The sequence below is a fragment of the Streptomyces sp. NPDC093109 genome, from assembly GCF_040701725.1.
In the GTDB taxonomy this organism is placed as follows: domain Bacteria; phylum Actinomycetota; class Actinomycetes; order Streptomycetales; family Streptomycetaceae; genus Streptomyces.
In genome coordinates this window covers 212,118-224,809 of the sequence record NZ_JBFBEZ010000007.1, presented here as the reverse complement: position 1 = coordinate 224,809, position 12,692 = coordinate 212,118, and the positions used below count along the sequence as shown (strand labels likewise).

The window sequence follows — 12,692 nt, the reverse complement described above, 5'->3', positions numbered from 1 at the left end:
TTGTCCTGGTGGGGGTGGTGGGGGGGGGGGGGGCGGGGGGGCGGGGGGGGGGGGGGGGGCCCGGGGGGCCCCGCCCCCACCGCTTCCGTCAGACGCTCTCCGCTCAACCCCGCCCGGGGCCAAGCGCCTTGCGGCGGCCACCGCCACCGCCGGGCGGCAGCGCCGCGCGGGCCGGCGGCTTCTCCACCTTGGGCGGTGCGGCCGGCGCCTGGTCCAGCCGGAGGGCGAGCTGCGGGCACCGGCGTACGGCGCGCATGGCGGCGCCCTGGAGGTGCATCGGGACATCGGCCTTGGCGGGCGTGGGGAAGCCGTCCGGGCTCATCCGGAACAGCTCGGGAAGGATGTCCGCGCACAGGCCGTGGCCCTCGCAGAGCGTCCAGTCGATCGCCAGCTTGCCGCCGCTCGGAATGGACTCGACATGCTCCTGGTAACCCTCGCTGGGCAGCGGCAGCACGCCGGTCGTCTCGCGCCCGCAGCCGCCGTTCAGCACATGGGCGGCGAGATCGTCCGTGAACGCCGCCAGGGTGGAGTTGAAGAAGCGCGCCGAGCCGTCCGGGTGCTGGCAGGCGCCGCGCGCCTTGACGGCCTGGATGACCGCACGCAGCGCCTCCAGCGCCGCCTGGCCACCGCCGTTGATGACGTCGGAGAGGCCACCCGCGGCGGCCGGCAGACCGAGCTTGCACGGGCCGCACTGCCCGGCCGTCTCGGCCGCCAGCCAGTTGGCGACGTGCAGCGCCTCGCCCAGCGGGCAGGTCTCGGGACCGATCGGCAGGATCGCGCCCGCGCCCAGCGCGCCGCCCAGGGACTTGAACGACTTCTTCGAGATGACGGCCTCGTGGGCGGAGACCGCGTCCATCCAGTCGCCGTGGTAGCCGCCGGTCAGCACGCCCTGCGGCATCGGCGGGGCGCCCGCCATCTGCAGGATGTAGCGCAGCGGGACCCCGGTCGGCGCCTCGATGACCATCGGCCGGGCGACCGCTCCGGACACGGTCAGCATGACCGTACCGGGCTCGTCCGCCAGGCCGGTGCCGCAGTAGCGGCGGGCGCCGATGCGCGCCGCCACGGCCAGCTGCGCGAAGGTCTCGGCGTTGGACAGCAGGGTCGGCAGGCCGCCGACGCCGGACTCGGCGGCGCGCTCGCGGCGCCCCGGCGGCTTGGCCGGGCCGCCACCGATCGCACGGATCACGGACGATGCCTCGCCGGAGACCATGCGCTCGGGCGTACGGACCACCTTGGCGCGCAGCGCCGCACCGCGCCGGTCGGAGAGCCCGCGCTCGGCGAGCGCCGCCCGGATCGAGACCTCGGTGGAGTTACGGGTGACCACCACGATCAGCGTGCGCGCGCCGAGCGCCTCGGCGGCCAGCAGCGCGCCGTCGAGGATGAGATGCGGCGCGCGGTTGAGCATCACGGTGTCTTTGCGGCAAGGGGGCTCGCCCTCACTGCCGTTGACCACGACGACCGGCCGCACCCCGCGACGGATCGCGGACTTGGCGACGGCACGCAGCTTCCGGTGGAACGGGAAGCCGGCGCCGCCGCGGCCGGTCAGGGATATGGCCTCGGCGAGCTGGGCGAGACGCTCGCCGGTCATCGCCTCCAGCGGTCCGTGCACCTTGAGGTGCATGGGCAGATCGAGGCGCTCGACCAGGTCGAATCCCTGGGTCAGCTGGGGGAGGCCGACGACACGGACTTCGGGAACATCGGGGATGGGGGCATTCACGGTCGGTCTCCTGCGGGTGCGTTCCAGGGTTCCCCGGCCGGGGGCTGATACACGGGACCGGGAACGGGGTTGGACCCGTCGAATGCGGACTGTTGTGCGTACGGGTCGGGCGCGGCCTGGGCCTGCTGCTGCCCCGGATAGCCGCGCGGGTCGTACGCGGGGACGGCACCGGTGTCGTAGGGGGCCGCGGTGGCCGGGGTGTACGGGGGGAGTGAACCGGTGTCGTACGCGGGCGGCGTGATGGTGCCGTAGGGGGACGCGCCGTCCGGGCCGTAGGGGGACGCGGCGGCCGGGTTGGCCTGGTTGTTGAACTGCGGTACGGCGCCGGTGTCGTACTGCTGCGCGGGCATGGCGCCCGTGTCGTACTGCTGCGGTGCGGTGGGGCCCGGCTCGTACGGTTCGGGGGCGTCCGGGTCGTACGGGGGCGGCCGGCCCCGGTCGTACTGCTGGGCCGCCGCCGGGTCGTACTGCGGGGTGGCGCCGGTGTCGTACGGCTGCGGGGGCGCGCCCCCGCCGAACGTCTGGCCCGCGTTGGGGTTGTACGCGGGGACTGCGCCCGTGTCGTACGGCGTGGGGGCCGCCTGGTTCTGCGGGGGCGTGGCGAACGCCTGGGCCTGCGCCGGCGGGGGAGGCATCGGCGCGGGCCAGGAGCCGCCGCGGCCGGCGAGGTCTTCCTGGATGACCGGTATCTCGTCGGTCATGAGGACCCGCTCGGCGAGGGGGATCTCGCTGGTCGGCGACACCCTCCGGGAGGAGGAGGTGGACGGGCCGGGGCCGGGGTTCGGGGCGTCGGGGGTGATCGGCATCCGGGCCGTCGCGTCGGCGCTCTGCGCCTGGGCGCGGTAGCCGGCCGACAGGCCCGTACCGGAGTCCCCCGAGCTGTCGGCGCGGGGGCCCCCGAACGACTCGCCGCCGCGCGGTGCGATGAACGTCTCGGCCATCGGGTCGGCGCCCCTGCCCTGGCCGGGGAGGGGCAGCGGGTCGGCCATCGGCCGCGGTGTCGCCTCGTACAGCGGCGGGGAGGGCGCGGGGAGCCGCGGCTGCTGGCGGGGCGCGTCGAACGACGCGTTGCCGCCCATCGAGGGCGGGCCGGCGGACTCGCGCTCCCGCCGCGGCTGGAAGTCGCGCTGCGGTGCGACGCCCATGGCGCCGGGGAGCGGGGAGGACGACAGATCGCGGCGGTACTCCTTGGACTCCCGCCGGTCGGCGTCGCCGCCCGTCATCGAGACGATCCCCTCGGCGATCCGCTGCTGGTTCTCCCGGGGGAGCAGCCGCATGGAGACGACGACGGCCACACCGAGCATGACCGTGGAGTACATGACGGTGACGTAGGTGGCCGCGGGGCGGCCGGTGAAGAGCCCGTGCACCATCGCGAAACACCAGGCGGGGTAGGCGAGCATGTGGAGGGCCCGCCATTTGTAGGCGAACTTGCCGGCCGGGGCCATGACGCTGCGCATGGCGCCGGTGGTGGCGGCGACGATCATCAGCAGTCCGGCCAGCGAGCCGAAACCGATGAGCCCGCTGGTGCCGGTGATGCCGAGACCGAACGGCAACAGGGCGCCGATCAGCGCCACTTTGCCGAGCGAGATTTTGATGCTCACGTGCAGCAGCAGGAAGCCCAGCGAAGAGACCGCCGTGGCCCGGTGAATGCCCTGGGCGACCAGGCGGTGACGCGGGGAGAGCAGCAGCCTGTCGGTGGCGATCAGCCCCCAGACAACGGCCCCTGAGAGCGACAGCAGCGACAGCACGCCGGCACCGAAGTCGATGAAGGCGCGGAAGGCGTCGCCTCCCGTGACGGCGAGCACGGGTATCAGAATCAGCGCGGCGACCGTCAACACGAGGGTGATCTGCCGGCTCTTGCCGGTATCCGGGTTTGAAGAGCCAAGCATGCTAAGAGGGTTCATAGGGGGGCAACTCCGAAGGGCTCGGGAAAGCGGTCCCGTTGCGGCATGCTAAGTGGAGCCATATCGAGGAGCACTCGGTTTGCGGGTTTAGCCAGGTGAAGGTGAGTTATCCGACTCTTGAGTTGCCCGGATAGGGGCGATTCGCGGAGTAAGGCCGGTGCCCCGCCGGTCGGTCCGTACCCCGCAAAGCCCATCCGTCCACTCTCGTCAACGTCCGCTGTCAACCTCTTGACCCCTCCCCGCGTGGATCTATGCATTCTCTCCCCATCTTCTCCCCGATCCCGCACCCCCCTGCGCGCACCCGCACTGCCCCTGCGCGCGCCCGTGCCGTCTTGTACGGCCCTGAGGTGCTCGTTGTTCGCTTCCGGCCCGTGCTTCTTTGGTCGGGTACCGGTCAAGTCTTGATCAAGTCGAGTCGTGCCGCCCGGTGGATCCACGTCATCTCCTGCTCTGTCCCACTTGTGCGTGCCGTCCGGGCCCTGCGGTACCCTGGCGCCATGCGTGCCGTACGCCTTCTGCTTATCGGGCCGCGCTGATCAGTCCCGGCGGATGGAAGATCCGGTCGGAATCGGCGCGGCGGTCCCCTCCTGTGTGAGGGGGCTTTTTCGTTCGTATCCGCAGGCAGAGACGATCCATGGAGCTTCAGACAACATGAGCGAGACCAATCCCGCCGCTGCCGAGCCCGTGGCGCCGCACCGCTACACGGCCGCCATGGCTGCCGACATCGAGGCGCGCTGGCAGGACGTCTGGGACGCCGACGGCACGTACGAGGCACCGAACCCCACGGGCGAGCTCGCCGGCGATCCGGAGCTGGTCGCCAAGCCCAAGAAGTTCATCATGGACATGTTCCCGTATCCGTCGGGCAGCGGGCTCCACGTCGGGCACCCGCTCGGCTACATCGCCACCGACGTGTTCGCCCGCCACCAGCGCATGACCGGGCACAACGTCCTCCACACACTGGGCTTCGACGCCTTCGGCCTGCCCGCCGAGCAGTACGCGGTCCAGACCGGCACGCACCCCCGCGCCTCCACCGAGGCCAACATGGAGAACATGAAGGTCCAGCTGCGCCGGCTGGGCCTGGGGCACGACAAGCGCCGCTCCTTCGCGACGATCGACCCGGACTACTACAAGTGGACCCAGTGGATCTTCGTCCAGATCTTCAACTCCTGGTACGACCGGGACGCGGACCGGGCGCGCCCCATCGGCACGCTGGTCGCGCAGTTCGAGAGCGGGGAGCGCGCGACGCCCGACGGGCGCCCCTGGAGTGAGCTGAGCGCCACCGAGCGCGCCGAGGTGCTGGGCGGTTACCGGCTGGCGTACGCCTCCGACGCGCCCGTCAACTGGGCGCCGGGCCTGGGCACCGTCCTGGCCAACGAGGAAGTCACCTCGGACGGCCGCTCCGAGCGCGGCAACTTCCCGGTGTTCAAGGCGAAGCTGCGCCAGTGGAACATGCGCATCACCGCCTACGCCGACCGGCTGCTGTCCGACCTGGACGCGCTGGACTGGCCGGAGGCCATCAAGCTCCAGCAGCGCAACTGGATCGGCCGCAGCGAGGGCGCGCGCGTCGACTTCCCCGTGACGGACGCCGCCGGGAACACCGCCGCCATCACGGTCTTCACGACCCGTCAGGACACCCTGTTCGGCGCCACGTACATGGTGCTGGCGCCGGAGCACGAGCTGGTCGGCTCCCTCGTCCCGGCCGCCTGGCCGGAGGGCACCCACGAGATCTGGACGGGCGGTCACGCGACGCCCGCCGACGCCGTGGACGCGTACCGCAAGCAGGCCGCCGCGAAGTCCGATGTCGAACGGCAGGCCGAGGCCAAGGACAAGACCGGCGTCTTCACGGGCGCGTACGCGACCAACCCGGTCAGCGGCGAACCGGTGCCCGTCTTCATCTCGGACTACGTCCTGATGGGGTACGGCACCGGCGCGATCATGGCCGTACCGGCGCACGACGGGCGCGACTTCGCCTTCGCGCGCGCCTTCGAGCTGCCGATCCGCTCCGTCATCGAGCCGACGGACGGCCGGGACGCGGACCCGTCGACGTGGGAGGACGTGTTCTCCTCGAACGACGGAACCCTCATCAACTCGGCCCGTACGGACGTCACTCTGGACGGTCTGGTCGTCGGCGAGGCCAAGACGCGGATCACCGAATGGCTGGCCGCGAGCGGTATCGGCGAAGGCACCGTCAACTTCCGGCTGCGCGACTGGCTGTTCAGCCGGCAGCGCTACTGGGGCGAGCCCTTCCCGATCGTGTACGACGAGGACGGCGTCGCGCACGCGCTGCCCGAGTCGATGCTGCCGCTGGAGCTGCCCGAGGTCGACGACTACACGCCGCGCACCTTCGACCCGGACGACGCCGACACCCAGCCGGAGACGCCCCTGTCGCGGAACGCCGACTGGGTGAACGTCGAGCTGGACCTGGGGCTGGGCGAGGGCGTCAAGCGCTACCGCCGCGAGACCAACACCATGCCGAACTGGGCCGGTTCCTGCTGGTACGAGCTGCGCTACCTGGACCCGCACAACAGCGAGAAGCTGGTCGACCCGGCCGTCGAGCAGTACTGGATGGGCCCCCGCGAGGGGCAGCCGCACGGCGGTGTCGACCTGTACGTGGGCGGTGCGGAGCATGCCGTACTGCACCTGCTGTACGCGCGGTTCTGGTCCAAGGTGCTCTTCGACCTGGGCCACATCTCGTCGGTCGAGCCGTTCCACAAGCTCTACAACCAGGGCATGATCCAGGCGTACGTCTACCGCGACAGCCGCGGCATCGCGGTGCCGGCGACCGAGGTCGAGGAGCGCGACGGCGGGTACTGGTACGGGGGCGAGCGGGTCAGCCGGGTCCTCGGCAAGATGGGCAAGTCCCTGAAGAACGCGGTCACCCCGGACGAGATCTTCGTCGAGTACGGCGCGGACACGCTGCGGCTGTACGAGATGGCGATGGGCCCGCTGGATGTCTCGCGGCCGTGGGACACGCGCGCGGTGGTGGGCCAGTACCGGCTGCTCCAGCGGCTGTGGCGCAATGTGGTCGACGAGACGACCGGTGAGGTCACCGTCGTCGACACCGAGCCGGACGAGGCGACGCTGCGCGCGCTGCACAAGGCGATCGACGGCGTCGGCCAGGACATGACGGCGCTCCGATTCAACACGGCCATCGCCAAGGTCACCGAGCTGAACAACCATCTGACCAAGTCGGACGGACCGCTCGCGCGGGCGGTCGCCGAGCCGCTGGTGCTGCTGATCGCGCCGCTGGCCCCGCACATCGCCGAGGAGCTGTGGCGCCGGCTGGGCCACCCGGACTCGGTCGTGCACCAGGACTTCCCGGTCGCGGACCCGGCGTATGTCGTGGACGAGACCGTGACCTGTGTCGTGCAGGTCAAGGGCAAGGTCAAGGCCCGGCTGGAGGTCTCCCCGGCGATCTCGGACGCGGAGCTGGAGGCGCTGGCGCTGGCGGACGCGGGCGTGGTCGCGGCGCTGGGCGGCGCGGGCATCCGGAAGGTGATCGTGCGGGCGCCGAAGCTGGTGAACATCGTCCCGGCGTAGTGTTACCGGCCGTACACAGGGCTTTCCCCTACGGGCAGGTTGGGGGTTCCGACGGGACCCACGGCCTGCCCGTTCGGTTTACGGTGGAGGGGCAGGCCGTCGGGCTCGACGGGCTGGGACCCGACCGACCGAGAAGGGGCGTCCATGGAAGCCGCGCTCGTGATCATCGCGCTTCTCTTCGTCGCCTTCATGGCGCTGGGGGTGTTCGTGACCGTGAAGGTGGTCGGCGCGGCGAAGCGGGGTGTGGACCGCACGCTCACGCAGGCCCGGCGCACCGTGGAGGACACCACGCTGCGGGCGAAGAGCCTCGGGCAGGTGGGGGTGGGCGCGGAGCTGGCCCAGCTGCGGCTGCGGCTGCGCACCTCGATGCGGGCCACGCAGGACGCGCTGGAGGCGGGGGTCCGCGAGGACGCCTCACTGTCGGAGTCGATAGATCTGTTCCGGCGGCTGAGCGCGCACGGACACGAGCTGGACGACGAACTGCGGCAGCTGGAGCGGGACCCGGACCGGATCAGGATCGGCGAGCGGCTCGTGGAGCTGCGCGAGCGTACGGAGCGGATCACGGGCTCGGCGGACTCGCTGCGCTGGGCGGCGCGGGACCGGGCGCGGAAGTTCGCGGAGGACGATCTGTCGTCGCTGAGCACACAGATCGATGTGGAGTCGGGCGCGCTGCGGCACTGGTCGGAGCCGGAGGCGGAACCTGGGGCGGGGCCGGGGCATCATGCGGGGCAGGCCGCCGCCAAGGGCGACGGGGGCGACAGGGCGCGTGACCGGGCCCTCGATCCGCCGGACACCCGGTGGGGGAGCACATACCCGTGGCAGCAGCCGAACAGGCAGCGGCAGCCCCGGCAGCAGCCGCGGCCCGAGGCCACGAACTGACGCGCGAGGCCGGGGCCGGGGACCTGAAATCGATCATTGGAGCGGGGGCGGGCTGCCGGGCCGCGGTGGCGACCGGTAACCTCCCGCTCATGTCCCGCCATGTCGCGATCGTCACCGATTCCACGGCCTACCTGCCACCGCAGACGATGGAGCGGCACGGCATCACCGCGGTGCCGCTGACCGTGGTGCTCGGTGACCGTGCGCTCGAAGAGGGCACCGAGATCTCGGCCCGTTCGCTGGCCCTCGCACTCCAGAAGCGCCACTCCGTCACCACCTCGCGGCCGAGCCCCGAGGTCTTCGCCGCGGCCTACCGCGCGGCGGCGGAGGCGGGCGCGAGCGCGATCGTCTCCCTGCATCTGTCGGCCGAGTTCTCCGGGACGTACGACGCGGCGCTGCTCGCCGCGAAGGACGCCCCCGTGCCGGTGCGGGTGGTGGACACCGGAATGGTCGCGATGGCGCTCGGGTTCTGCGCGCTGGCCGCCGCCGAGGCCGTGGAGGGCGACGGCACACCGGACGACGCGGTGGCGGCAGCCGAGAAGCGGGCCGCCGGCACGTCCGCGTACTTCTACGTCGACACCCTGGACTATCTGCGCCGGGGAGGCCGGATCGGCACGGCCCAGGCGCTGTTGGGGTCGGCGCTCGCCGTGAAGCCGCTGTTGCAGCTGGACGGCGGGCGGATCGAGCTGCTGGAGAAGGTGCGGACGGCGTCGAAGGCCATCGCGCGGCTGGAGGAGATCGTCACCGAGCGGGCAGGGACACGGGATGTGGACATAGCGGTGCACCATCTGGCCTCGCCGGAACGGGCGGCGGCGCTCGCCGAGCGGCTGCGGGAGCGGGTGCCTGGACTGGTCGATCTGCATGTGAGCGAGGTGGGCGCGGTGATCGGCGCACACACCGGTCCCGGGCTGCTGGGGGCCGTGATCTCGCCGCGCTGAGTGAGCGGGGCGTCGGGTGATCCGTCCTTCGGGTGACGGAGTTATCCACAATCAGCCTGTTCTCCACGGAAATTGGGCCTGCTCGGCGGGAACGGCCGAAGGTGCCTACCGTCTTGTGGCATGGCACTTCGAACACGCTCCGTAACCAGTGGTCCGGGACGGGCGCCCGGCTCCGACAGCCGGGTCCGCCGTGGCCGTGTACGTACCCGCCCGTGCCGGGCACCGGCCCGCGTCGGGGAGACGGGTGTCGCGCCCCCGCCGTCCCCGCCGCCGTCCTTACCCCTGCCTTCGCTGCCCGCGCCGCCTCCCGGGGAGGCGCGGCGGCGGGCGGAGGCACTCTTCGCAGTCGCCGGCGCCCCTCCCTCCGGCGCCGTCGCAGCCGCTGAGGGCAGCGCCGAGCCGGTCGTGGGGAAGCGCGGGCGAGCGGTCGCGGCGCTGCGTGAGCGGCTGCCGCTGTGGGTGCAGCTCCGGTGCGGTCTGGAACCCAAGACGCTCGGCGCCCTGGCGGTGGTCCTCGTGGTGGCCGCGGCGCTCGCCGCCCAGCACTTCTGGGCCGCCAGGCCCCGGTCCGTCTCGGCGCCGGAGACGGTGAGCGCGGCGGTCCCGGCCGCAGGGGCGCCCTCGGAGGCGGCGCCCGGGGCCCTTTTACCGCAGGCACCGCCGCTGCCGCTCCCGCCTCCCTCGGGCACGGCCCGTGTGGTGGTGGACGTGGGCGGCAAGGTGCGGCGGCCGGGAGTGCTGCGGCTGCCGCCCGGCTCGCGGGTGGCGGACGCCCTCCAGGCGGCGGGCGGGGTCGAGCCCGGCACGGATCTGACCGGGCTGAACCGGGCGCGGGTGCTGGTGGACGGCGAGCAGGTGGTGGTGGACGGTCCCGTGCCACCGGGCGCGGTCGGGCCGGGCGCGGTGCCGCCGGGTGTGATGGGGCCGGTCGGCGACGGCGGGGTGGCGGGCGCCGGGCCCCCGGGAGTTCCGGTGAGTCTCAACACCGCCACGCAGGCGCAGTTCGAGTCGCTGCCCGGAGTCGGCCCCGTACTGGCCCAGCGCATCGCCGACTACCGCGCACAGCACGGCGGATTCCGGTCCGTCGACGAACTCCGTGAGGTCAGTGGCATCGGCGACCGCAGGTTCGCCGATCTCCAGCCTCTCGTACGGCCGTGAAGCGGCCCGCCGTCCACGCGGCGGCCGGGCACCGCCTCGGGGCGGCCAACCCCCGCCAGGAGGCACCGGCGGATCTCCGGCTGGTGCCGCTCGCGCTGGCGGCCTGGGGCGCGGCGGCCCTGGCGGTGGGCGCTCCCGGGGGCAGGACCGCCCTCGGCGTGCTGGTCTGCGCGGCGCTGGCGGGGCTGCTGCTGGTGTGGTGCGGGTCCGTACCCGGGGCGCACCGGCTCCGGCTCCCGGGGGTGGCCGTCGCCGGGGCGCTGCTCTGCGCGGCGGCCGGGGCGGCGTCCGCCGGGCTGCACGGCGCGGATCTGCGCCGGGGACCCGTGCCCGGGCTCGCGGAGCGGTACGCGCGGGTCACGGCCGAGGTGACCGTCACCTCCGATCCCCGGCCCGCCCGCCCCAGGGGGAGCGGCGACCGGCCGTCCGCCGGCGGGTTCCTGGTGAACGCGGACATCGTCCGCGTGACACCGGCGGGCGGCCGGAGCGCGGCCGTCCGCACGCCCGTCCTGCTGATCGTCGCGCCCGGTGAGCACGCCGACCGCTGGCGGCTGCTGCTGCCCTCCACCCGGCTCGGGCTGGCCGGGCGGCTCTCGCCACCGACGTACGCGGACGACCGTTACGCCGCAGCGCTGCGGGTGGAGGGGACGGGGCCGCCACGGATCACCGGACCGCCGACCCGGGTGCAGCGCGTCGCGGGCGAGCTGCGCGCCGGGCTGCGGGAGGCGACCGACGGACTGCCGGCCGATGCCCGCGCGCTGCTGCCGGGGCTGGTCGTCGGGGACACCTCGCGCGTGGAGCCCGAGCTGCACGAGGCGTTCGCGGCGACCGATCTGCTGCATCTGATGGCGGTCTCGGGTAGCAATCTGACCATCGTCCTGTCCCTGCTGATCGGTCCGGCCGGCCTGGCGACACGGGCCGAACGGCGCGGGCTCGCCCCTCGGCTGGGGATCTCGCTGCGGTCGACGGCGCTGCTCGGCGGGGTGCTGACGCTCGCGTTCGTAGTGGTCTGCCGGCCGGAGGCCAGTGTGCTGCGGGCCGCCGCGTGCGGGCTGATCACCCTGCTCGCCATCGGCACGGGCCGGCGCAGGACGCTGCTGCCCGCACTGGCCGCCGCCGTACTCCTGCTGGTGCTCTACGACCCCTGGCTGGCCCGCAGTTACGGGTTTCTGCTCTCCGTGCTGGCCACCGGATCCCTGCTCACCATCGGCCCCCGGTGGAGCGCGGCGCTGATACGGCGCGGGGTGCCGCCGAGGCTCGCGGAGGTGCTGGCCGCCGCGGCGGCGGCACAGGCCGTGTGCGCGCCGGTGGTGGCGGTGTTCGCGGCCAGGGTCGGGCTGGTCGCCGTCCCGTGCAATCTCCTGGCCGAGCTGGCGGTCGCGCCCGCCACCGTCCTCGGCTTCGCGGCGCTGGCCGCCGCGCCGCTCGCGATGCCGGTGGCCGAGACGCTGGCGCGGGTCGCGGGGTGGCCGGCGGGCTGGATCGGGGCCGTGGCCCGGGGCGGCGCCGCCCTGCCCGGAGCGGAGGTCGCCTGGCCGGGCGGCTGGTCGGGCGGGGCGCTGCTCGCCGTGGTGACGGCCCTGCTGCTGATCGCCGCGCGGAGTCTCACCCGCCGGCCCTGGACGGCCGCCGGATGCGCCGTGCTGCTCCTGCTCGCGGTCGTGCGGCCCCCGCCGCTCACCCGGATCGTCACCGGCTGGCCGCCGCCGGGGTGGACGTACGCGATGTGCGACGTCGGCCAGGGCGACGCGACCGTACTGGCCGCGGGCGACGGCACGGCGGTGGTCGTGGACGCGGGACCCGACCCCGTACCGGCCGACCGGTGTCTGCGGGACCTCGGCGTCACCCGGGTGCCGCTCCTGCTGCTCACGCACTTCCACGCGGACCATGTGGCGGGCCTGCCCGGGGTGCTGCGCGGCAGATCGGTCGGTGTGATCCAGACGACGCCCTCCGACGACCCACCGGATCAGGCCGCGTTCGTCCGGCGGACGGCGGCGGCGGCGCGGGTGCCGGTCGTCCGGGCGGAGCCGGGGGAGCGGCGGCGGACCGGGCCGCTCGACTGGTGGGTGCTGTGGCCGCGGCCCGGGGCGGTGCCGGGCACCAACCGGCCGAACGACACCAGCGTCGCCCTGTACGTACGGATCGACCGGGGGCCCGCACTGCTGCTCCTCGGCGATCTCGAACCGCCCGCGCAGCGCGGCCTGCTGCGCGCGTACCCGGCGCTGCCCCCGGTCGACGTGCTCAAGGTCGCCCACCACGGCTCCCGCCACCAGCACCCGGAGCTGGCCCGTTCCGTACGGCCCCGGCTCGCGCTGATCTCCGCAGGGCGGGACAACACGTACGGTCATCCCTCACCGCTCACGGTGGCGGCGCTGCGGGCCCAGGGAGCGACCGTGCTGCGCACGGACACGGACGGGCCGGTTGCCGTAGTGGGTTCCGGGGCCGGGCTGCGCGCGGTACCAGGGCCACGGATAGGTAACGGCATGTAACAGGTAGGCCCAAATACTCTCGGCATGTTTGCTCCGAACGACACAAAGGTGATCGAATGCCTTTTCGTCA

The 12,692-nt window shown here is 73.4% G+C and carries 7 protein-coding genes; 5 read left to right on the top strand and 2 right to left on the bottom strand.

Annotation, left to right across the window (positions count from 1 at the left end; all coding sequences use genetic code 11):
• Positions 1 to 103 precede the first annotated feature (103 nt).
• Entirely contained in the window at positions 104 to 1,717 is a 1,614-nt protein-coding gene (locus tag AB0389_RS10435) for an NADH-ubiquinone oxidoreductase-F iron-sulfur binding region domain-containing protein (protein ID WP_366394919.1), read from the bottom strand.
• Positions 1,714 to 3,606 (bottom strand): hypothetical protein, encoded by a 1,893-nt coding sequence (locus tag AB0389_RS10430; protein WP_366394918.1) that lies wholly within the window; start codon positions 3,604 to 3,606, stop codon positions 1,714 to 1,716. Before AB0389_RS10430 ends, AB0389_RS10435 begins: the two co-directional genes overlap by 4 nt.
• 666 nt (positions 3,607 to 4,272) lie before the next feature.
• On the opposite strand from AB0389_RS10430, the gene leuS reads away from it, so the two are divergent.
• The 5 genes from leuS to AB0389_RS10405 all read left to right on the top strand — a co-directional run bounded on the left by leuS (position 4,273) and on the right by AB0389_RS10405 (position 12,622).
• Positions 4,273 to 7,161, top strand: a complete 2,889-nt coding sequence (gene leuS, locus AB0389_RS10425; protein ID WP_366394917.1) for a leucine--tRNA ligase — start codon at positions 4,273 to 4,275, stop codon at positions 7,159 to 7,161.
• A gap of 144 nt (positions 7,162 to 7,305) precedes the next feature.
• On the top strand, positions 7,306 to 8,040 hold the full coding sequence (locus AB0389_RS10420) for a hypothetical protein (RefSeq protein WP_366394916.1): 735 nt from the start codon (positions 7,306 to 7,308) through the stop codon (positions 8,038 to 8,040).
• An 89-nt stretch (positions 8,041 to 8,129) separates the two neighbouring features.
• On the top strand, positions 8,130 to 8,975 hold the full coding sequence (locus AB0389_RS10415; RefSeq protein ID WP_366394915.1) for a DegV family protein: 846 nt from the start codon (positions 8,130 to 8,132) through the stop codon (positions 8,973 to 8,975).
• A gap of 405 nt (positions 8,976 to 9,380) precedes the next feature.
• Positions 9,381 to 10,133, top strand: coding sequence for a ComEA family DNA-binding protein (locus tag AB0389_RS10410; RefSeq protein WP_366394914.1), 753 nt, complete (start codon positions 9,381 to 9,383; stop codon positions 10,131 to 10,133).
• Positions 10,130 to 12,622 carry a ComEC/Rec2 family competence protein gene (locus AB0389_RS10405; RefSeq protein ID WP_366394913.1) on the top strand — a complete coding sequence of 831 codons (2,493 nt, stop codon included), beginning with the start codon at positions 10,130 to 10,132 and terminating at the stop codon, positions 12,620 to 12,622. The genes AB0389_RS10410 and AB0389_RS10405 overlap by 4 nt, the downstream gene beginning before the upstream one ends.
• Positions 12,623 to 12,692 lie beyond the last annotated feature (70 nt).